Annotated in this window: 23 protein-coding genes, 1 tRNA gene and 1 other RNA gene; 9 read left to right on the forward strand and 16 right to left on the reverse strand. The window is 51.8% G+C overall.

The genetic code is table 11. The annotated features are described in order from the left end of the window. The first annotated feature begins 132 nt into the window (after positions 1 to 132). The 6 genes from galE to gpmA all read left to right on the forward strand — a co-directional run bounded on the left by galE (position 133) and on the right by gpmA (position 5,863). Entirely contained in the window at positions 133 to 1,149 is a 1,017-nt protein-coding gene (galE, locus tag D5398_RS02700; protein ID WP_120506229.1) for a UDP-glucose 4-epimerase GalE, read from the forward strand. Positions 1,150 to 1,168: 19 nt separating this feature from the next. Further along, positions 1,169 to 2,221: a galactose-1-phosphate uridylyltransferase gene (gene galT / locus D5398_RS02705; protein WP_120506230.1), complete on the forward strand. Its 1,053-nt coding sequence runs from the start codon at positions 1,169 to 1,171 to the stop codon at positions 2,219 to 2,221. Continuing rightward, positions 2,218 to 3,366 carry a galactokinase gene (galK, locus tag D5398_RS02710; RefSeq protein WP_120506231.1) on the forward strand — a complete coding sequence of 383 codons (1,149 nt, stop codon included), beginning with the start codon at positions 2,218 to 2,220 and terminating at the stop codon, positions 3,364 to 3,366. The genes galT and galK overlap by 4 nt, the downstream gene beginning before the upstream one ends. Further along, positions 3,360 to 4,406: a galactose-1-epimerase gene (galM, locus tag D5398_RS02715; RefSeq protein WP_120506232.1), complete on the forward strand. Its 1,047-nt coding sequence runs from the start codon at positions 3,360 to 3,362 to the stop codon at positions 4,404 to 4,406. The genes galK and galM overlap by 7 nt, the downstream gene beginning before the upstream one ends. 164 nt (positions 4,407 to 4,570) lie before the next feature. Further along, positions 4,571 to 4,906, forward strand: a complete 336-nt coding sequence (locus tag D5398_RS02720) for a PsiF family protein (protein WP_120506233.1) — start codon at positions 4,571 to 4,573, stop codon at positions 4,904 to 4,906. A 204-nt stretch (positions 4,907 to 5,110) separates the two neighbouring features. Further along, positions 5,111 to 5,863 carry a 2,3-diphosphoglycerate-dependent phosphoglycerate mutase gene (gene gpmA / locus D5398_RS02725; protein WP_120506234.1) on the forward strand — a complete coding sequence of 251 codons (753 nt, stop codon included), beginning with the start codon at positions 5,111 to 5,113 and terminating at the stop codon, positions 5,861 to 5,863. 256 nt (positions 5,864 to 6,119) lie between these two features. Here gpmA and D5398_RS02730 read toward each other — a convergent pair whose 3' ends face one another. Continuing rightward, positions 6,120 to 6,443, reverse strand: a complete 324-nt coding sequence (locus D5398_RS02730) for a hypothetical protein (RefSeq protein WP_120506235.1) — start codon at positions 6,441 to 6,443, stop codon at positions 6,120 to 6,122. Between the two features lie 137 nt (positions 6,444 to 6,580). On the opposite strand from D5398_RS02730, the gene D5398_RS02735 reads away from it, so the two are divergent. Next, a complete protein-coding gene (locus tag D5398_RS02735; RefSeq protein ID WP_120506236.1) occupies positions 6,581 to 7,054 on the forward strand; it encodes a GNAT family N-acetyltransferase in 474 nt (157 codons plus the stop codon). Positions 7,055 to 7,122: 68 nt separating this feature from the next. On the opposite strand, the gene aroG is transcribed toward D5398_RS02735, so the two are convergent. Further along, complete coding sequence (gene aroG, locus D5398_RS02740; protein ID WP_120506237.1) at positions 7,123 to 8,175, reverse strand: 3-deoxy-7-phosphoheptulonate synthase AroG; 1,053 nt, start codon at positions 8,173 to 8,175, stop codon at positions 7,123 to 7,125. Between the two features lie 200 nt (positions 8,176 to 8,375). Between aroG and D5398_RS02745 the strand changes: the two genes are divergently transcribed. Then, positions 8,376 to 8,705 carry a protein YbgS gene (locus D5398_RS02745; RefSeq protein ID WP_120133721.1) on the forward strand — a complete coding sequence of 110 codons (330 nt, stop codon included), beginning with the start codon at positions 8,376 to 8,378 and terminating at the stop codon, positions 8,703 to 8,705. Between the two features lie 126 nt (positions 8,706 to 8,831). Further along, on the forward strand, positions 8,832 to 9,785 hold the full coding sequence (zitB, locus tag D5398_RS02750; protein ID WP_120506238.1) for a CDF family zinc transporter ZitB: 954 nt from the start codon (positions 8,832 to 8,834) through the stop codon (positions 9,783 to 9,785). 67 nt (positions 9,786 to 9,852) lie between these two features. Here the strand turns inward: zitB and pnuC are convergent, their stop codons facing one another. The 14 genes from pnuC to cydB all read right to left on the reverse strand — a co-directional run bounded on the left by pnuC (position 9,853) and on the right by cydB (position 19,754). Continuing rightward, positions 9,853 to 10,575, reverse strand: a complete 723-nt coding sequence (gene pnuC, locus D5398_RS02755; RefSeq protein ID WP_120506669.1) for a nicotinamide riboside transporter PnuC — start codon at positions 10,573 to 10,575, stop codon at positions 9,853 to 9,855. A gap of 41 nt (positions 10,576 to 10,616) precedes the next feature. Next, entirely contained in the window at positions 10,617 to 11,681 is a 1,065-nt protein-coding gene (gene nadA, locus D5398_RS02760) for a quinolinate synthase NadA (protein ID WP_120506239.1), read from the reverse strand. 297 nt (positions 11,682 to 11,978) lie between these two features. Further along, positions 11,979 to 12,098, reverse strand: a non-coding RNA gene (locus D5398_RS02765) — RtT sRNA. A gap of 13 nt (positions 12,099 to 12,111) precedes the next feature. Then, a tRNA-Lys gene (locus tag D5398_RS02770) sits at positions 12,112 to 12,187 on the reverse strand. A 197-nt stretch (positions 12,188 to 12,384) separates the two neighbouring features. Further along, positions 12,385 to 13,176, reverse strand: coding sequence for a cell division protein CpoB (cpoB, locus tag D5398_RS02775; RefSeq protein WP_120506240.1), 792 nt, complete (start codon positions 13,174 to 13,176; stop codon positions 12,385 to 12,387). A gap of 9 nt (positions 13,177 to 13,185) precedes the next feature. After that, positions 13,186 to 13,695: a peptidoglycan-associated lipoprotein Pal gene (gene pal, locus D5398_RS02780; protein ID WP_095921214.1), complete on the reverse strand. Its 510-nt coding sequence runs from the start codon at positions 13,693 to 13,695 to the stop codon at positions 13,186 to 13,188. 47 nt (positions 13,696 to 13,742) lie between these two features. Continuing rightward, on the reverse strand, positions 13,743 to 15,035 hold the full coding sequence (tolB, locus tag D5398_RS02785; protein WP_120506241.1) for a Tol-Pal system beta propeller repeat protein TolB: 1,293 nt from the start codon (positions 15,033 to 15,035) through the stop codon (positions 13,743 to 13,745). 130 nt (positions 15,036 to 15,165) lie between these two features. Next, positions 15,166 to 16,398: a cell envelope integrity protein TolA gene (gene tolA / locus D5398_RS02790; RefSeq protein ID WP_120506242.1), complete on the reverse strand. Its 1,233-nt coding sequence runs from the start codon at positions 16,396 to 16,398 to the stop codon at positions 15,166 to 15,168. Positions 16,399 to 16,511: 113 nt separating this feature from the next. Next, complete coding sequence (gene tolR, locus D5398_RS02795; protein ID WP_013576429.1) at positions 16,512 to 16,943, reverse strand: colicin uptake protein TolR; 432 nt, start codon at positions 16,941 to 16,943, stop codon at positions 16,512 to 16,514. Positions 16,944 to 16,954: 11 nt separating this feature from the next. Further along, positions 16,955 to 17,644 (reverse strand): Tol-Pal system protein TolQ, encoded by a 690-nt coding sequence (tolQ, locus tag D5398_RS02800; RefSeq protein WP_120506243.1) that lies wholly within the window; start codon positions 17,642 to 17,644, stop codon positions 16,955 to 16,957. Beyond that, positions 17,641 to 18,045 carry a tol-pal system-associated acyl-CoA thioesterase gene (gene ybgC, locus D5398_RS02805; protein ID WP_095921211.1) on the reverse strand — a complete coding sequence of 135 codons (405 nt, stop codon included), beginning with the start codon at positions 18,043 to 18,045 and terminating at the stop codon, positions 17,641 to 17,643. Before ybgC ends, tolQ begins: the two co-directional genes overlap by 4 nt. 149 nt (positions 18,046 to 18,194) lie before the next feature. Next, a complete protein-coding gene (gene ybgE / locus D5398_RS02810; protein ID WP_120506244.1) occupies positions 18,195 to 18,488 on the reverse strand; it encodes a cyd operon protein YbgE in 294 nt (97 codons plus the stop codon). Between the two features lie 2 nt (positions 18,489 to 18,490). Further along, complete coding sequence (gene cydX / locus D5398_RS02815) at positions 18,491 to 18,604, reverse strand: cytochrome bd-I oxidase subunit CydX (protein WP_013576433.1); 114 nt, start codon at positions 18,602 to 18,604, stop codon at positions 18,491 to 18,493. Between the two features lie 10 nt (positions 18,605 to 18,614). Next, entirely contained in the window at positions 18,615 to 19,754 is a 1,140-nt protein-coding gene (gene cydB / locus D5398_RS02820; RefSeq protein WP_120506245.1) for a cytochrome d ubiquinol oxidase subunit II, read from the reverse strand. Positions 19,755 to 19,763: the final 9 nt, after the last annotated feature.

The following is a 19,763-nucleotide window of genomic DNA, read 5'->3' on the forward strand; positions in this document are numbered from 1 at the left end:
CGGGACCTGTCTGGACTCCCTGAAAGGTGGTAAACTGTTTGTGTAAGCGATTCCATTTTATTGGGGATGGATCACCTTTTTCAGCCTTGCAGCGTGATATCGTTGCATCAAGATAATCATCGGGGAGCTCTTATGTACGTCTTAGTCACAGGTGGTAGCGGTTACATCGGCAGTCATACTTGCGTGCAATTGATTGATGCAGGCTATACGCCAATCATTCTGGATAACCTTCACAACAGTAAAGTCAGCGTGCTTGAGCGTATTAATACGCTGACCGGTAAAACGCCACTGTTCTATGAAGGGGACATTCGCGACCGCGCCCTCCTCGATAAAATTTTCAGTGAACATCATATTCACTCCGTGATTCATTTCGCGGGCTGGAAAGCCGTGGGTGAATCCGTGGCAAAACCGCTGGCGTACTACGACAACAACGTCACCGGCACACTGGTATTGCTCGAAGCAATGCGCACTGCGGGCGTCAAAAACATGATTTTCAGCTCTTCGGCAACCGTGTATGGCGACCAGCCAAAAACGCCGTATGTTGAAGATTTCCCGACCGGCAATCCTTCCAGCCCGTATGGCCGCAGCAAACTGATGGTCGAGCAGATTCTGGAAGATGTGCAGCGTGCAGAACCGGAATGGAGCATGACGCTGCTGCGTTACTTCAATCCGGTCGGCGCGCATCCGTCTGGTCTGATGGGCGAAGATCCGCAGGGCGTGCCGAATAACCTGATGCCATTTATCGCGCAGGTGGCGGTAGGTCGTCGTGAGTCCGTGGCCATCTTCGGCAACGATTATCCGACCCCGGACGGTACCGGCGTGCGTGACTATATCCACGTGGTGGATTTGGCCGACGGTCACATCGCTGCGATGAAGGCCCTGCATAACAAAGCGGGCGTACATATTTATAACCTGGGTGCGGGCTTTGGTCACAGCGTACTGGATGTGGTTAACGCCTTCAGCAAAGCCTGTGGTAAGCCGGTGAATTACAAGTTTGCGCCACGTCGCGATGGCGACTTACCGGCGTACTGGGCGGATCCGACTAAAGCGGCGAATGAGCTGCACTGGAAAGTCACCCGCACGCTGGAAGATATGGCCAATGACACCTGGCTGTGGCAGTCGAAAAACCCGCAGGGCTATCCGGATTAAGGAGCACTAAGGAAAGTTTATGACAACGTTTAACCCGATTGATCACCCGCATCGCCGCTACAATCCGCTGACCGATCAGTGGATTTTAGTCAGCCCGCATCGCGCCAAGCGCCCGTGGCAGGGCCAGCAGGAAGCGGTTTCGCAGGAAGTGCTGCCGGCACATGATCCGGACTGTTTCCTGTGTCCGGGCAATACCCGCGTGACCGGCGATGTAAACCCGAAATACACCGGCACCTTTGTGTTCACCAACGATTATGCCGCGCTGATGCCGGACACGCCATTTGCGCCGGAAAGCGAAGACCCGCTGATGCGCGTTCAGAGCGCACGCGGCACCAGCCGTGTGATTTGCTTCTCGCCGGACCACAGTAAAACGCTGCCGCAACTGTCGGTGGAAGCGCTGACGGAAATCGTCAGGACCTGGCAGGAACAGAGTGCGGATCTGGCAAAAACCTATCCGTGGGTGCAGGTTTTCGAAAATAAAGGCGCCGCGATGGGCTGCTCGAATCCGCATCCGCATGGTCAGATCTGGGCCAACAGTTTCCTGCCAAACGAAGCCGAGCGTGAAGATCGCCTGCAACGTGACTACCTGGACAAACAGGGTTCGCCGATGCTGGTCGATTACGTGCAGCGCGAGCTGGCAGACGGCAGCCGTACAGTGGTCGAAACGGAACACTGGCTGGCGGTGGTGCCTTACTGGGCGGCGTGGCCGTTCGAAACGATTTTGCTGCCGAAAGTGCACGTGAAACGTATCACTGAGCTTTCTGATGAACAGCGCAGTGATCTGGCCCTGGCGCTGAAAAAACTGACCAGTCGCTACGACAATCTGTTCCAGTGCTCCTTCCCGTATTCAATGGGCTGGCACGGCGCGCCGTTTACTGAAGGCGACAACGAACACTGGCAGTTGCATGCGCATTTCTATCCACCGTTGCTGCGTTCAGCGACAGTGCGCAAATTCATGGTCGGCTACGAAATGCTGGCCGAAACCCAACGCGACCTGACAGCGGAACAAGCCGCAGAGCGTCTGCGGGCGGTGAGTGATGTTCATTATCGTGAGGCCGGAGAAAAACAATGAAACTGAAAACCAAGACCCTGGAAATCTTTGCCGATAAATTTGGCTACCCTGCGACCATTACCATCAAGGCACCGGGCCGCGTAAACCTGATTGGCGAACATACCGACTATAACGACGGCTTCGTGCTGCCATGCGCCATCGACTATGAAACCGTCATCGCCTGCGCGCAACGCAACGACCGCACGATCCGCGTCATCGCCGCCGATTACGATAATGACGAAGACAGCTTCTCTCTCGATGAACCGATTTTACACACCGATGCGCACCCATGGGCCAACTACGTGCGTGGCGTGGTGAAACATCTGATGCTGCGCAACAAGGATTTCTCCGGCGCAGATATGGTGATCAGCGGTAACGTGCCACAGGGCGCGGGCCTGAGTTCATCGGCATCGCTGGAAGTGGCGGTCGGTCAGGCGCTGAAATCATTGTACGACCTGCCGCTGGACGGCGTGGCGCTGGCGCTGAATGGCCAGGAAGCTGAGAACCAGTTCGTCGGCTGTAACTGCGGCATTATGGATCAGCTGATTTCCGCACTCGGCAAAGAAAATCACTCGCTGCTGATCGACTGCCGTTCGCTGGAAACCCGTGCGGTCTCCATGCCGGAAAGCGCAGCGGTAGTCATCATCAATTCCAACGTGAAACGCGGTCTGGTTGACAGCGAATACAATGCCCGTCGCGAACAATGCGAAGTGGCGGCCCGTTTCTTCGGCGTGAAAGCGCTGCGTGACGTTGACCCTGCCCTGTTCTTTTCCATTCAGGATGAACTGGATCCGGTGGTGGCCCGTCGTGCACGTCACGTGATTACAGAAAATGACCGCACGCTGGCGGCAGCGGATGCGCTGGCCAGCGGTGACCTGAAACGTATGGGCGAACTGATGGCGGAATCTCACGCCTCCATGCGCGATGATTTTGAGATCACCGTACCGCAAATCGACAAGCTGGTAGAAATCGTCAAAGAAGTGATTGGCGATAAAGGCGGTGTGCGTATGACCGGCGGTGGCTTCGGCGGCTGCATCGTGGCGCTGGTTCCGCAAGGTATGGTGGAAAAAGTCCGTGAGGCGGTTGAACAGCAATATCACGCCCACAGCGGCCTGAAAGAAACCTTCTACGTTTGTACCGCTTCACAAGGAGCAGGCATATGCTAAAACCTGAAAACACACAGCTGGCGCCCGATGGCCAGCCGTTTGAACAGGTGACGCTACAGAATGCGGCGGGCGCAACCGCCACATTTATGGACTGGGGCGCGACCTGGTTATCCTTTACGCTGCCGCTGGCGGACGGTTCCACGCGTGAGCTGCTGCTCGGCTGTCAGTCGCCGCTGGAATACATGAATCAGAGCGCGTACCTGGGTGCCACCGTGGGGCGTTACGCCAACCGCATCGCCCGCTCGCAGTTTGAAATTGACGGCAAACCGCATCTGGTGGTCGCCAATCAGGGCGTTCATCAGCTGCACGGCGGGCCGGAAGGTTTCCATGCGCGTCGCTGGAAAATCCTGGAGCAAACCGCGCAGAAACTGACTTTTGAACTGTTTTCTGCCGATGGCGATCAGGGTTATCCGGGCAATATGACTGCCAAAGTGCATTATCAGCTGACTGACGATAACCGTCTGGAAATTCGTTACGAAGCGACTGTCGATAAGCTGTGTCCGGTAAATCTGACCAATCACGCGTATTTCAATCTCGACGGCGTAGGGACTGATGCGCGCCAGCACAAGCTGCAACTGTTTGCTGACCGCTTCCTGCCAGTCGACAGCGACGGTATTCCGTGCGCCGATCCGACGCCGGTTGAGCATACCGGTATGGATTTCAATGCCGCAAAAACGCTGGCTAAAGATTTCCTCACTGACCGCGATCAGCAACGGGTGAAAGGCTATGACCACGCTTACCTGCTGAACCGCTCGTGCAACGCCAGTACTAATCCGGCAGCGCATTTGTGGTCTGAGGACGGTAAAGTGAAAATGACCATGTTTACCTCAGCGCCAGCCGTTCAGCTCTACAGCGGTAATTTCCTGGGCGGAACACCCAATCGCAGCGGCGGCGAATATGCCAGCTACAGCGGTGTGGCGCTGGAAAGTGAATTCCTGCCAGACAGCCCGAACCACGCGACCTGGCCACAGTCAAGCTGCTGGATTAAACCGGGACAGACGTATAAATCTGCCACGACTTATCAGTTCTTCGCGCTGTAATGCTTTAAGGACAGGGTCGCCCGGCCCTGTCTTCCTGTATTCCGACTTCTGCGAATTTGTGACTCACAACGCATCTGTATCAGCACATTTTCAGCTAAAGGCATTTCCCGCATCTACGCTTAGAGAGTGTCCTGCATAAAAGGACGTTTAATAAGGAGTTCGATATGCGTTTACCTGTTGTGTTATCCCTGTTGGCAACGCTGTGCGCGGCTGGCTCCGCTCTGGCTGCCGATCCTGTTAAAGTGCCTTCCCCTGCTCAGACTGAGCAACGCCAAAAGATGACCGACTGTAATCAGCAGGCCACCACCCAGTCACTGAAAGGCGACGATCGTAAAAAATTCATGAGCCAGTGCCTTAAGGCAGAAACCAAACCGGCAACGGCAAATATGACGCCTCAGCAGGAGAAAATGAAAACCTGTAACGCAGACGCGGCGAAAAAAGAGCTCAAAGGCGATGCCCGTAAAACTTACATGAGTACCTGCCTGAAAAAAGCCAGCTGACTGCTGTCCTTTTGCACAAAACGCGCTGCGCGGGAGACCGTTCGCGCGTTTTGTTTTACATCGCCGCAGCAAATTCGTTATGTTTAATGCAAACGGCGTCCCGCAAAGGCTTCCTAAGGAAGTTTCAGATTGCTGTCCGGGAGGCCAAGCCCCTATAATGATAACCGTTATCATTGAAAATTCAGTTAACTGAGGAGTTTAGCTATGGCTGTAACCAAGCTGGTGCTGGTAAGACACGGTGAAAGTGAGTGGAACAAAGAAAACCGTTTTACCGGTTGGCATGATGTTGAACTGTCCGACAAGGGTCGCACTGAAGCAAAAGCTGCGGGTCAGCTGCTTAAAGACGAAGGCTTCGAATTCGACTTCGCTTATACCTCCGTGCTGAAACGTGCCATCCACACTCTGTGGAGCGTTTTGGACGAACTGAACCAGCCGTGGCTGCCGGTTGAGAAATCCTGGAAACTGAACGAACGTCATTACGGCGCATTGCAGGGTCTGGATAAAGCAGAAACCGCTCAGAAATACGGTGACGAGCAAGTTAAACAATGGCGTCGTGGCTTCGCTGTGACTCCGCCAGAACTGGATCGCGCTGATGAGCGTTTCCCAGGCCATGATCCACGCTATGCAAAACTGACTGCGGCAGAACTGCCAACGACTGAAAGCCTGGCGCTGACCATCGAACGTGTAATCCCTTACTGGACTGACGTGATCAAACCGCGCATCGCCAGCGGCGAGCGCGTGATCATCGCTGCACACGGTAACTCCCTGCGTGCACTGGTCAAATATCTCGACGACCTGAGCGAAGAAGAAATTCTGGAACTGAACATCCCTACTGGTGTTCCATTGGTTTACGAATTCGACGAAAACTACAAACCAATCAAACGCTACTATCTGGGTAACGCCGACGAAATCGCAGCGAAAGCAGCGGCCGTGGCAAACCAGGGTAAAGCGAAGTAATTTCGCGTTTTCTGTGTTATCGCAGAAGACATGCAAATGCAAAAGGGACTGAAAGGTCCCTTTTTTCTTGCTCTATGTGTATTCAGAAGCACTTAAAAAAACGTGTTATTAATTGCACAAAAAAAGCCATTATCAAGCAAAACCACAAGATTTTGACAACCCAGCGTGCGTACCGCCAGAGATAACGTTCTCTTTCATTGGCTTTATGAATGGCTTTGTCCAATTCATCCCCGGTGTCCATTTTATTCTCCCTGCATCAGGCCTTTGAATCTTCCACTATCCTGATATTCATCCGTTTAAAACGTGAGAAAACCCACAACCCCAGGCAAATAAAGGCTCCGAAGAATACCGTGAAAACCTGTGATATTAAGCAGGCAAGGACTGGCGCGGTGATAAACGCGGTAATGCCATACACGTATTTGCCATTCAGCGAAACAACGTCATAGCCAAATGCCCCCATAATCCCTGCCAGTAAACCAAAAGGTAACGCAGCAAACAGCATACCGACAGACACCAATTTATAGACAGTTCCTGCGGTGATTTTACGGATTTCAATTGTTCTTATCTGCACAGCGTTCATTCCCCATCCCTGTATTTATTAATTGACAGCAAAATAGAATGTTACACCCAGGGGCGAAAAAATAAACTTCCTATTCAACAGACTGAGCAGCGAATTCGTGTAACTTCATACTGAACATCTTTACTCAGGAGAAAATAATGCCCATAAGACTCGCCTCCCCCGATGAAGCAGAATTACTTTGGGAAATAAGAAATCAGGCTATCCGCCACGGATGTAAAGATACTTATGACGCCGGGATTGTGATGGCCTGGACGCCAGTTCAGATGCCTGCGGGATTTGCCAGGGCTATTACCCGTAATCCCTTTTTTGTCGCAACGGGTCCCGATGATGATTCGCCTGTAGCCACCGGCTTTCTTGACCTAGAAAATGGCAGCGTTGAAGCCGTTTTTACATTACCGGAATCGGAAGGTAAAGGTCTGGCGTCACAGATACTGGCAGCCATCAAAGCAGAGGCTAAATCCCGCGGATTCACCTCTCTGACGCTGGCTTCCACGCCTAACGCCTTTGGGTTTTATCAGAGGAACGGGTTCAGTCTGGTGAAGGAAAGTTTGTATCGTTCAGACATGGCGAATGCCGATTTGCGCTGCATGGATATGCGATGCGAGTTGTAATCCGGGATCGCAGAAAATAAAAAGCCCCGTATTTACGGGGCCCGATATTTCTTTACTGTGCGCGGGAATTAACCGCGACGCGCTTTAACCGCGTTGGCAAGATTACGCAGCAGCACTTCAGTATCTTCCCAGCCGATGCAGGCATCGGTCACGCTCTGGCCGTAAACCAGTGGCTCGCCGCTGTCGAGGCTCTGGTTACCTTCCACCAGGTGGCTTTCAACCATTACGCCCATCACAGCCTGTTCACCGCCAGCAACTTGTCCGCAAACGTCTTCACAGACTTCCATCTGCTTTTTGAATTGCTTGCTGCTGTTGGCATGGCTGAAGTCGATCATGATACGGGCTGGCAGACCGCCTTTTTTCAGGCCTTCTTTCACTTCCTGCACATCCTGCGCGCTGTAGTTTGGCTTTTTGCCGCCGCGCAGAATGATATGGCAGTCGTTATTTCCGCTGGTATTCACGATAGCGGAGTGACCCCATTTGGTCACAGACAGGAAGCAATGCGGCGCGCCTGCGGCGTTAATGGCATCGATAGCCACTTTGATGGTGCCGTCGGTTCCGTTTTTGAAACCTACCGGGCAGGACAAACCGGAGGATAACTCACGGTGTACCTGAGATTCTGTCGTACGTGCGCCGATAGCGCCCCAGCTCATTAAATCTGCCAGATATTGTGGCGTGATCATGTCCAGGAATTCACCAGCAGCAGGTAAACCGGTGTCATTAATATCAAGTAACAATTTGCGGGCAATGCGCAAACCGTCATTAATCTGGTAGCTGTTATTCATATGGGGATCATTGATTAGCCCCTTCCAGCCCACAGTAGTACGCGGCTTTTCGAAATAAACACGCATCACCACTTCCAGCTCACCCTGCAATTCTTCACGCATTTTCAACAGGCGTGCGGCGTATTCTTTAGCCGCTTTCGGATCATTGATAGAACAAGGACCGATAACAACAAGCAGTCGATCATCGTTTCCTTTCAGGATCTTATGAATGGCATTCCGGGCATGAGAGACGGTTTTTGCCGCTTTGTCGGTGGCGGGAAACTTTTCCAAAAGAGCAACAGGGGGCAAAAGTTCCTTAATATCTTTGATGCGTAAATCGTCATTTTGATAATTCATAGCTATTCCATTGGGTATTCATAAGAGACAAAGCGAAACGCTGACCGCCTTCAATCTAGCGGTATTGGGCATCAGTGTAAACCTACTTTTACACTTACGAATAGTCTCATTTTGATTTAGGACATGATTTATTTGGCTAGGCTTTTATCAGACACATGAAACACGACCACGGACCTTTCTGAAACAATGGAGATGACACTATGAAAAAGCTCGCAATCATGTTACTGACTGCCACCATGGCTCTGACAACAGGCGCGGCCTTCGCTGCCGGTGATACCTCAGCGGGTGATAACAACGGCCAGGCTAACCAGTCCGGCTCGCCGGGTTCGATTCAGAAAATGGCACCAAAAAGTGTTGATAATGACCAGATTAACAACACGAATAAGCCAGCCGATGAAGTGAACACCAAAACGGATACCACCGAGCATCACATGAGCAAAAACAAAGAGCATAAGAAAGCGATGTGTAAGGACGGACGTTGTCCTGACCAGGCGCCTGGAACCACGCAATCAAAAGAAACCGGTAAATAAATACGCTGGTAGTCTCTTGCTCAGGAGGAACTTCGGTTCCTCTTTTTTGATCTCCCGCCCTTCTTGCAACGCAATGTGATTACGTTATTGTGATCCTCTCTGTTCATCCTTTTTGTGAATATAACTATGTCCTCTTCCCTGTTACCGCAGGATAAAAATAGCCGCCGTCTGCTGCTGGCTTTCCTTGTCACCGTTGTCTTTATGGTGGCTGAAGTCATTGGCGGCCTGATTTCAGGCTCTCTGGCGTTGTTGGCGGATGCCGGTCATATGCTTACCGATGCTGCTGCTTTGCTTGTGGCTCTGATGGCGGTGCGTTTTGCGAAACGTAAACCTAATTCGCGCCATACCTTTGGTTATCTGCGCCTGACGACCATGGCGGCTTTCGTTAATGCCGCGGCGTTGTTAGTGATTGTGGTGCTGATCGTCTGGGAAGCTATTGCCCGCTTCTTCAATCCGCAGCCGGTCATGGGCACCACGATGCTGGTCATCGCTATCGCCGGTCTGTTTGCTAATATTCTGGCGTTCTGGTTGCTGCATCAGGGTCAGGAAAAAGCCAACATCAACGTGCGCGCTGCTGCATTGCATGTGCTGGGGGATTTACTGGGCTCGATTGGAGCCGTAGCTGCTGCGCTGATCATTATGTACACCGGCTGGACGCCAATCGACCCGATTCTGTCGGTGCTGGTGTCGTGTCTGGTGCTGAACAACGCCTGGCGGCTGCTGCGGGAAAGTTTTCATGAATTGCTGGAAGGCACGCCTGAAGAAATTGATATCGATAAATTGCGCCGTGATTTGTCGATAAGTATCCCGGAAGTGCGCAATGTCCATCACGTTCATGTCTGGCAGATTGGAGAACAAAGGCTGATGACGCTGCATGTTCAGGTCGTCCCCCCGCACGACCACGATGCGCTGCTTGATCGCATTCAGCGTCATTTGCTGGAGAAATGCCGTATCGGGCATGCGACGATTCAGATGGAGTATGGCCGCTGTGAAACGCCAGATTGCGAGATAAATGAAACACCGGTTGCCAGCGCGGAACATGACCATCACGGTCACAGCCATGCACACCATCATCACTGACCGTTCATCAATGGCAGAAAGCAAAACGCCTCCGGTAAGGAGGCGTTTTTTATTAACGGCCGGAATATCAGGCTGTTTGCAAAGGCTGTGAACCGTTTTGCTTTGCACTTTTGATCCACAGCCAAGAGCCGTTAAGTGCAATCAGCGTCAGCAGCACGTATTCAAGAGCCATCGCATAAACCCCCTGATACGCGAAAATCGCCACGCTTATCACGTCGATAACCACCCAAAGCAGCCAGTTCTCGACGTATTTGCGTGTCATCAGCAGCATCGCCACAATCGACAGCACCATCATTGATGAATCCCAGAACGGGAAAGCATCCGGCTGCAATTCAGGCATCTGCACATTCAGCCCCAGCGCCTGCATCAGATTGACCGCCAGCAACGTCAGCGCGGCGAATACGCGGTCGATGTTAAACGTCATCAGCAGAATGCCTGCGACGCACACCACACCCCATATCAGCGCTTTTCCACGCGGCAACCAACGGATCTGCAATTCGGCTTCCTGATCGGCTGTCTGACGACTCCACGCATACCAGCCATAGATATTGGCGGCAAAGAAGAAGATCTGCAGCAGCAGGCTGGCGTAAAGCTGGATCTGAAAGAAGATGATCGCAAATAAGGTGACGTTGATCAGACCGAACGCATAATTGATCAGCTTTTCTTTGCTGGCGTACCAGATACAAAGCAAACCAAAAATGGTGCCAACCGCTTCAATCCACGACAGGTCATATCCCCCTTTCCCGAGTGGAATATGAACCAGAATATTGCTGGTACTGAAAAAATCCATCATCGCGTCCTTCCTTTCTCGTCAGTCACATCGCGTTTGGCTTACAGGGCTTTGGCCTGTGTGCGTAATTTGAGTTGTGCGGCAAAATCAAGCATGCGGTTCAGCGGGATCAGTGACTTCACACGCAGCGCCTCATCCACTTCTATCGCGTGGTCTGCTCCGCCGTGCTCCAAACCTTCAGCAATGGCTTTCAGGCCGTTCATCGCCATCCACGGACAATGTGCGCAGGTGCGACAACTTGCGCCCTCGCCTGCTGTCGGCGCTTCGAATAATTCTTTATCCGGACACGCCTGCTGCATTTTGTAGAAAATCCCGCGGTCGGTCGCCACGATCAGCTGTTGCTGTGGCAGCGTTTTCGCCGCCTGGATCAGCTGGCTGGTGGAACCCACGGCGTCAGCCATATCCACAATCGCCTGAGGAGACTCAGGATGCACCAGGACAGCGGCATTGGGATACAAGCCTTTCATTCGGGTCAGGGCCTGGGTTTTAAACTCGTCATGGACGATACAGGCGCCCTGCCAGCACAGGACATCAGCTCCTGTCTGCTTGCGAACGTAATTACCAAGGTGACGATCCGGTGCCCAGATGATTTTTTCGCCCAGACTATCAAGATGCTCAATCAGTTCTACGGCAATACTGGAAGTGACCACCCAGTCGGCCCGGGCTTTTACCGCCGCCGAGGTATTAGCGTAGACCACTACGGTGCGATCGGGGTGCTGGTCGCAGAAATCTGAGAAAGCCTGTTCCGGACAGCCGAGATCCAGCGAGCATTCGGCATTCAGCGTCGGCATGAGAACTGTTTTTTCCGGGCTGAGGATTTTGGCCGTTTCACCCATGAATCTCACACCGGCAACCAGAAGAGTAGAAGCAGGATGCTGACTACCAAAACGCGCCATCTCCAGTGAGTCAGCAACGATGCCGCCGGTTTCTTCTGCCAGCGCCTGAATTTCAGGATCAGTGTAGTAATGCGCCACCATCACGGCATCACGTTCCTTCAGCAGTTTTCGGATCTTCTCTTTATAGAAGGTCTTTTCATCTGCACTCAGAACAGCGGGTTTAGGAGGAAAAGGATAAACCGCCGCATTCAGATCCAATGTTTCGCTCATACTCGTCATCTCATTCAGTCAGGCAGCATGCCCGGAAAGCCAGAAGCCGTAACAGATCGCATCCTGAAACCTGTTGGTTTTGTATGCTAAACAAAATACCGCAAAATGTAGGGAAAGTCGTCCAGATATTAGCCATAAGGCTTAAAATGTTTACTGCACTTAAAATAGCCGGGATGTGAGCAAATTGCAGGAGAAATGAATATCGCGATGGAAGGAAGTTTAGGGCGTCAGATGCGAAAAAAGCGCCAAAAGGCGCTTTTCTCTGAATTCTGCAATTTAGATGGTTTCACAAAAAAGTGGTGGGCCGTGCTGGATTGACTCGGTTTCACCTCGCCCTGCGGGCAACGCTTGCGCGTTGTCGTCTCGCTTCGCTCGGCTCGAACCAGTGGTTCTCATCCTGCACTGCTTCACTACATTTCCACTTTAAAAGTGGTGGGCCGTGCTGGATTCGAACCAGCGACCAATTGATTAAAAGTCAACTGCTCTACCAACTGAGCTAACGGCCCATCTAAACCTACTGCATATTGCCTAAATCTCTGACAGCGTTAGCCGTTTGGAGTTGTCTGGGCAACGGCGGCATATATTACTTATTTAACTTTTCAGTGCAACTTTAATTTTCAGAAAGAGTGCTAACTGATGGCGTTTCACACACTCAAGCCCAGAAAATGCACGATATGTACATTTTCCAGACCTGAATGAGGAACTACTTTGCAGATAAACGTTTTTGAGCTTGTTTTGCCGCATCGGTATTTGGGTACTGTTTTACAACCTGCGTGAAGACGGCTTTAGCTTTATCAGCCTGACCTTTCTCCTGCATGATCACCCCAACCTTGAACATCGCGTCAGAACTTTTTGGAGACTTAGGATAGTTTTTGACCACGACTGCAAAATAATACGCAGCGTCATCTTTTTTACCCTTGTTGTAATACAACTGTCCTAACCAGTAATTGGCGTTAGGCTGATAAGTTGAATCAGGATATTTTTTTACGAAACTCTGAAAGGCAGCAATCGCCTCATCATACTGTTTCTTTTCCAGCGCCAGTGAAACCGCAGCATTGTAATCACTGTTCACGTCACCGGTGCTTGCAGGAGCTTGTGCAGCACCCGCGTCCGGCGTTGCGGCAGCAGAACCGGACGCGTCACCTGTGGCAGCTGCAGCGCCCGTACTGGCGGCTCCGGCATTGCCCTGGCTTAAACTATCCAGTTGATTAAAAATTTGCTTCTGGCGATCACCAAGCTGACTCAACTGATACTGGTTCTCCTGGATTTGACCACGAAGAGTATCCATATCACGTTGGGTGTCAGAAAGTTGTTGCTGGAGTTGGGTTAATAGCTGGCTGTGAGCGTTAGAAATACGCTCCAGAGAGGTGACCCGATCTTCTATCGAGCCTGAGCCGACATCACTGATTGGCGCTTGGGCAGTAGCGGCCCATGGGACCGCTACGCCAACCAGTAACGACAGACCCAACAGGTGAGTTCTGAAGTTACTGTTCATACTATTCTCTTAGTATACCAGTACTGCACGACGGTTTTTAGCGTATGCCGCTTCGTCATGGCCCAGTACAGCTGGTTTTTCTTTACCGTAAGAAACGATAGAGATTTGATCAGCAGAAACGCCTTTGCCTTGCAGGTACATTTTAACAGCAGTAGCACGACGTTCGCCCAGGGCGATGTTGTACTCTGGAGTACCACGTTCGTCAGCATGACCTTCTACAGTCACTTTGTAAGACGGGTTGCTACGCAGGAATGCTGCGTGCGCGTCTAACATCTGAGCGAATTCAGAAGAGACATCGTATTTGTCCAGGCCAAAGTAAACGATGTTGTTTTTCTGCAGTTCTTGCATCTGCAGACGAGCTTGCTCTTCTGAAGACATGTTAGCGTTTTCAGTGCCTGCGCCAGAGTTCAGACCCATACCAGATTGGTCGTTGTCTGCGTTCTTGTGAGAACTACAAGCAGCTACTGCCAGTACAGGCAACGCCAGCATCAGCCCTTTCAGCACTTTATTCAGTTGCATCTATTCGATCCTTTTATAATTTTTTGCCATACATAGTTTTCTATGCATTACAGATACGGCGACCAGGCAGGGAATTTGACCTGTCCATCAGTTGCCGGAAGACGCGCTTTGAAGCGCCCATCAGTCGATACCAACTGCAATACGGAACCCAGACCCTGTGAAGAGCTGTAAATTACCATGGTGCCGTTTGGTGCGAGGCTAGGCGTTTCATCCAGGAACGTGTCCGTCAATGTTTGAACGGCTCCCGTTGCCAGATCTTGTTTAGCGATGTGCTGGTTACCGCTGGCGCTGCTCACCATCACCAGGAACTTACCATCTGCACTTACGTCAGAGTCCTGATTCTGCGAGCCTTCCCAGGTCAGACGCTGAGGCGCACCGCCATTAATGCTTACTTTATAAACTTGCGGACGACCGCCCTGATCCGAAGTGAACGCCAGATTCTGGCTGTCCGGGAACCAGGTTGGTTCAGTGTTGTTGCTACGACCGTTTGTCACCTGGCTGATCTGACCCGAAGACAGGTTCATCACGTACAGGTTCAGGCTACCGTCTTTTGACAGAGCGAAGGCCAGTTTGCTGCCATCCGGAGAGAATGCCGGTGCACCGTTGTGACGCGGGAATGAAGCAATCTGTTTGATCGCGCCATTTGCCAGTGTCTGAACAACCAGTGCTGAACGACCGCTTTCAAAGGTTACATACGCCAGTTTGCTGCCATCAGGAGACCAGGCCGGAGACATCAGTGGCTCCGGTGAACGGTGAACCACGAACTGGTTGTAACCGTCATAATCCGCTACGCGCAGTTCATACGGGAATTTACCGCCGTTGGTCTGCACGATATAGGCGATACGGGTACGGAATGCGCCTTTAACACCGGTCAGTTTTTCGAAAACTTCGTCACTGGCGGTATGGGCGGAATAACGTAACCATTGTTTGGTCACTTTGTACTGGTTTTGTGCCAGCACGGTACCTGGTGCGCCAGAGGTATCAACCAGCTGGTAAGACACCACGTAGCTGCCATCGGCTGCAGGCTGAACCTGACCGATAACAACCGCATCAATGCCCAGCGCGGTCCATGCAGCAGGAGTCACTTCTGCAGCAGAGGTCGGCTGTTGTGGCATACGTGATGCATCAATAGGATTGAACTTGCCGCTGTTACGTAAGTCAGCTGCAACAATACCACCCACATCTTCAGGTGGTGTACCCGGGCCAGCCCATTTGAATGGCACAACGCCAATCGGGCGAGCTGTATCTACCCCTTGGGTAATTTCAATGCGAACTTCTGCATGAACTACAGATGCCCACATCATCAAAAGGCCGAACGCTACTCGAAATGCCTGCTTCATTGTATCTCCCTTATCTGGACGTATCTGCCCGCGATAATTTAGCAGAATTTTAACAAACCAACGCATACAAAACTAGAATTACACCCTGCAATCTATCGTAAAATTCTGAAAAGAAATTATTTTCATCTTTCTACGGTTTAAAATCTATCGGAGCATTTTTAAAGACTTCATAGACTGCTTCAGAAGGCGGTTTCGGGAACTTCGCCTGTCGGGCTGCGGCAAGCGCTGCCTGACAAAGTGCAGGATCCCCACCTTCCGCCGACACGCTGATAAGCGAGCCATCCGGGTTCATTTTAACGCGCAACGAACAGGTTTTACCCGCATAGGATGACGCGTCATAGAATCTGCTCTCAATGGCGGCCTTAATCTGGCTGCCATAGTTCGCAATATCGGCACCTGATGCGCCTGCCTTTTTCTGAGTCCCCTTCCCTGCCGGAGCAGAAGCACCACCACCTGTTGAGCCTTTCGGCGCATTCTTGGAGTCGGCAAGACCATCAAATAAGTTATTGGCATCAGCCGCTTCTTTCGCAGCGGCGGCAGCGGCAGCTTTTTTATCGGCTGCGGCTTTCTTCGATGCTGCGGCAGCTTCTGCTTTTTTCTCTGCAGCGGCAGCGGCTTTCGCATCTGCTGCCGCTTTGGCATCGGCATCAGCCTGTGCTTTTGCATCAGCTGCGGCCTGTGCTTTAGCTTCAGCAGCAGCTTGTTTTTTAGCTTCTGCAGCCGCCTCTTTCTTCGCGTCAGCTTCAGCTTGTTTCTTCGCAGCGGCAGCAGCGGCGGTGGCTTCAGCCTCTGCTTTTTTCTGAGCATCAGCAGCGGCTTTTTTCTGCGCGTCAGCTTGTGCTTTAGCCGCTTCTTTAGCTGCATCCGCTTTGGCTTGCGCAGCCGCTTTTGCCGCTTCGGACTTCGCCTGTGCAGCAGCAGCTTCAGCCTGCTTCTGTTGTTCTTTCGCCTGTTCCGCGGCTTGCTCAGCTTGTTTTTGCTGCTGAGCCTGGTCCTGAGCCTGCTGCTTCGCATCTTCCTGCGCTTGCAGACGCTCTTTTTCAAGTTCCTTCAGGCGCTGTTGTTCTGCGGCCTGTTTCTGCTGAAGCTCTTCAGCCTGTTGTTCCGATTTTTTCTGACGCGCTGCCGCAGCACGTTGGGAATCAGCCTGTTGCTGTTGCTGGCGATTGTATTGATCGACCACAGCACTGGGATCAACCATTACGGCAGAGATATCGCTGCCGCCACCGCCACCACTCATGCTGGTATCTTCGTTCAGCGATCCCAAAATCAGCAGGCCTATAATGATGATATGCAGAACGACCGAAACAATAACGGCGCGTTTGAGCTTATCGTTTTGTTCAGTTGCAGTTGCCTTTACCAAAATAGATTTCCCAAGACAGGATTACTAAAAACCCGGTTTCCTGTACTGCCTGTCATACTTTTAACAAGCCAGAGAATGCCGGGTTTCAAATAAGTGTTACAAATTACCTATCCTCAGATAGGTTGTGTCATCAATCCGACAGACTTCACGCCAGCCTGATGCAGCATATTCAGCGCCTTGATGATTTCATCATAAGGCACATCTTTTGCGCCGCCGATCAGGAATACCGTCTTCGGATTGGCCTGAATACGGCTGGTCGCTTCCGCGATAACCTGCTGTTCAGGCAATTGTTCCATACGCTGATGATCCACCACAATGGTGTACTGACCCACGCCGGAGACTTCGACAATCACTGGCGGATTATCATCGCTGGATACCGTTTTGGAATCCGTCGCGTCTGGCAGATCGACTTCCACGCTCTGGGTAATGATGGGTGCTGTTGCCATAAAAATCAGCAACAGAACCAGCAGTACATCCAGCAGCGGAACAATGTTGATCTCCGACTTGCCTTCGCGACGGTTACGACGACCTCGTGAACGAGCCATGCTCTCCCCCTTTAGTTACTGCTGGTTTCGCGAGAGAAAGCCTGACGGTGCAGGATGGCCGTAAATTCTTCCATGAAGTTATCGTAATTTTGCTCAAGCTTGTTCACACGCTGGTTCAGGCGGTTATAGGCCATAACCGCAGGGATAGCAGCAAACAAACCAATCGCAGTTGCGATCAGTGCTTCTGCGATACCCGGTGCAACCATTTGCAGGGTCGCTTGTTTTACAGAACCTAAACCGATAAAGGCGTGCATGATCCCCCAGACCGTACCGAACAGGCCGATATACGGACTGATGGAACCTACGGTGCCAAGGAATGGAATATGCATTTCAAGGGATTCGAGTTCACGGTTAAAGGAAATACGCATCGCACGTGAAGAGCCTTCAATCACAGACTCTGGCGCATGGCTGTTGGCACGATGAAGACGCGCAAACTCTTTAAAACCGGAATGGAAGATTTGCTCTGCCCCGCTCAGGGTTTCGCGACGGCCCTGGCTTTCCTGATACAAACGGGAAAGCTCAATACCGGACCAGAATTTATCTTCAAACGCTTCTGCCTCACGGGTGGCGGCATTCAGCACTTTCGTGCGTTGAATGATGATCGCCCAGGACGCGACAGAGAAGCACACCAGGATAAGCATAATCAGCTTAACCAGGGTGCTGGCCTTTAAAAATAAATCAAGCATGTTCATGTCAGTCACTGCTTAAACTCCGCGACAATAGACTTAGGAAGCGCACGTGGCTTCATTTGGTGTGGATCAATGCACGCAATTAACACTTCTGCAGAACTCAGAAGGTTTCCATGCGAATCAAGAATTCGTTGTGCAAAAGTAAGAGAAGCTCCGCGTATGGACGTAATCTCACTCTGGACATCCAGCAGGTCATCTAGGCGAGCTGGTGCAAAGTATTCGACCGTCATGCGGCGGACAGCAAAAGCGACATGTTCTCCCAGCAGCTGTTGCTGGTGAAAATTGCGTTGGCGCAACATCTCTGTGCGAGCCCTTTCAAAAAAGGCGACGTATCGGGCATGGTAGACCACACCTCCCGCGTCTGTGTCTTCGTAATAGACACGAACCGGCCATCGGAACAACGAATTACTCACTCTACATCCCGTAATGCAATTTGACGGCACTACTATACTCAAGTGAGTTGGGGTTGGGAATGGGTTGCATTGCTGGAACGAAAATAATTATGGGCCGGAGCGGCCCATAGGAAGAATAGTGTAAATTTGTCTTTTATTTCAGCAAAGAATCAGCTGAAAAAGTAAAAAAGTCCTGCGGCCAGCGCAATCATGGCAAGTATCGGTGAGAAGAACGCCTTCCATACCGATTTATGCGGACGAAAACCAAGGCCGTGAACCACTCCGGCACAGACTGCCCATATCAGGATGATCCCGTGCCAGACTTCCAGCTGACTGGTTGACGAGGCAAACAGGCCCGGCTTCCAGAAGACGCAACCGGCAAGTACCAGTGACATCACAAGCGAAAGGGCCCGCAAGGGGCCCTTGTCTGTGATGGCGTAGAGTTTATCCACGATCACACTCATTATTACTTCTCTTCTTTAGCCGCTTTATTGGCTTCGCTGTGTTCAAACGCCAGCGCGGTAATGATACCGAATGAGCAAGCCAGTAAGGTGCCGAGGATCCAGGCAAAATACCACATGGTGTTCTCCTTAATACAACGAATGCTTGTTGTTCTCGATGTAGTGCTTATCAAGGCGACCGAACATCTTGTAATACGCCCATGAGGTGTAAATCAGAATGATTGGCACAAAGATACAGGCAACAACGGTCATCACTTTGAGCGTCAGCAAGGTGGATGTCGCATCCCACATAGTCAGGCTGGCGTTCGGCTCAGTGATTGACGGCATCACGAACGGGAACATAGTGATACCCGCCGTCAGGATCACACAGGCGATAGTCAGTGAGTTACTGATGAACGCCAGCGCCGCTTTGTTCAGGCGAGAGAACAAAATGGTCAGCAGTGGCAGAATCACACCCAGTGCAGGAATTGCCCACAGGCCAGGGGTCTTGTTAAAGTTGGCCAGCCATGCACCTGCTTCATGAGACACCGTTTTGCGCAGCGGGTTAGACGGGCCAGCATGGTCCATAACAGACGTCACGGTGAAACCATCAATCCCTTTCACTAACCAGATACCTGCCAGCAGGAAGCACACCATCATCACCAGCGCAGAAATCTGCGACGCGGTGCGGGTACGCAGGTGCAGTTCACCCACAGTGCGCATTTGCAGATAGGTCGCACCTTGCGTGATAAGCATGGTCAGGCTGACCAGACCAGCCAGAATGCCATACGGATTCAGCAGGCCCAGCAGATTGCCGGTATAGAACAGACGCAAATCGTTGTCGATATGGAATGGTACACCTAGCAGCAGGTTACCGAACGCAACACCGAACACCAGTGCAGGCACGAAGCTACCGATAAAGATGCCCCAGTCCCACATGCCCCGCCAGCGCGGGCTCTCGAGTTTTGAACGATAGTCAAAGCCCAGCGGACGGAAGAACAAGGCGCAAAGCACCAGCACCATCGCGGCGTAGAAGCCCGAGAATGCGGCTGCGTACACCATCGGCCATGCCGCGAATAATGCACCACCGGCCGTGATCAGCCAGACCTGGTTACCGTCCCAGTGCGGGGCGATGGCGTTGATCATCACGCGGCGATCAGTATCGGTTTTACCGATAATGCGCACCAGGATCCCTACGCCCATATCAAATCCATCGGTGACTGCGAAGCCGATAAACAGCACGCCAATCAGCACCCACCAGATGAACCGTAAAACTTCATAATCAAACATAAGTGGACT

The sequence above is a fragment of the Rahnella bruchi genome (genome assembly GCF_003614975.1).
Classification (GTDB): domain Bacteria; phylum Pseudomonadota; class Gammaproteobacteria; order Enterobacterales; family Enterobacteriaceae; genus Rahnella; species Rahnella bruchi.

Bases quoted from the DNA above. Each gene is read 5' to 3' on its own strand.
- galE (WP_120506229.1), top strand. From the start codon at position 133: ATGTACGTCTTAGTCACAGGTGGTAGCGGTTACATCGGCAGTCATACT.
- galT (WP_120506230.1), top strand. From the start codon at position 1,169: ATGACAACGTTTAACCCGATTGATCACCCGCATCGCCGCTACAATCCG.
- galK (WP_120506231.1), top strand. From the start codon at position 2,218: ATGAAACTGAAAACCAAGACCCTGGAAATCTTTGCCGATAAATTTGGC.
- galM (WP_120506232.1), top strand. From the start codon at position 3,360: ATGCTAAAACCTGAAAACACACAGCTGGCGCCCGATGGCCAGCCGTTT.
- D5398_RS02720 (WP_120506233.1), top strand. From the start codon at position 4,571: ATGCGTTTACCTGTTGTGTTATCCCTGTTGGCAACGCTGTGCGCGGCT.
- gpmA (WP_120506234.1), top strand. From the start codon at position 5,111: ATGGCTGTAACCAAGCTGGTGCTGGTAAGACACGGTGAAAGTGAGTGG.
- D5398_RS02730 (WP_120506235.1), bottom strand. From the start codon at position 6,443: ATGAACGCTGTGCAGATAAGAACAATTGAAATCCGTAAAATCACCGCA.
- D5398_RS02735 (WP_120506236.1), top strand. From the start codon at position 6,581: ATGCCCATAAGACTCGCCTCCCCCGATGAAGCAGAATTACTTTGGGAA.
- aroG (WP_120506237.1), bottom strand. From the start codon at position 8,175: ATGAATTATCAAAATGACGATTTACGCATCAAAGATATTAAGGAACTT.
- D5398_RS02745 (WP_120133721.1), top strand. From the start codon at position 8,376: ATGAAAAAGCTCGCAATCATGTTACTGACTGCCACCATGGCTCTGACA.
- zitB (WP_120506238.1), top strand. From the start codon at position 8,832: ATGTCCTCTTCCCTGTTACCGCAGGATAAAAATAGCCGCCGTCTGCTG.
- pnuC (WP_120506669.1), bottom strand. From the start codon at position 10,575: ATGGATTTTTTCAGTACCAGCAATATTCTGGTTCATATTCCACTCGGG.
- nadA (WP_120506239.1), bottom strand. From the start codon at position 11,681: ATGAGCGAAACATTGGATCTGAATGCGGCGGTTTATCCTTTTCCTCCT.
- cpoB (WP_120506240.1), bottom strand. From the start codon at position 13,176: ATGAACAGTAACTTCAGAACTCACCTGTTGGGTCTGTCGTTACTGGTT.
- pal (WP_095921214.1), bottom strand. From the start codon at position 13,695: ATGCAACTGAATAAAGTGCTGAAAGGGCTGATGCTGGCGTTGCCTGTA.
- tolB (WP_120506241.1), bottom strand. From the start codon at position 15,035: ATGAAGCAGGCATTTCGAGTAGCGTTCGGCCTTTTGATGATGTGGGCA.
- tolR (WP_013576429.1), bottom strand. From the start codon at position 16,943: ATGGCTCGTTCACGAGGTCGTCGTAACCGTCGCGAAGGCAAGTCGGAG.
- ybgE (WP_120506244.1), bottom strand. From the start codon at position 18,488: ATGAGTGTGATCGTGGATAAACTCTACGCCATCACAGACAAGGGCCCC.
- cydX (WP_013576433.1), bottom strand. From the start codon at position 18,604: ATGTGGTATTTTGCCTGGATCCTCGGCACCTTACTGGCTTGCTCATTC.
- cydB (WP_120506245.1), bottom strand. From the start codon at position 19,754: ATGTTTGATTATGAAGTTTTACGGTTCATCTGGTGGGTGCTGATTGGC.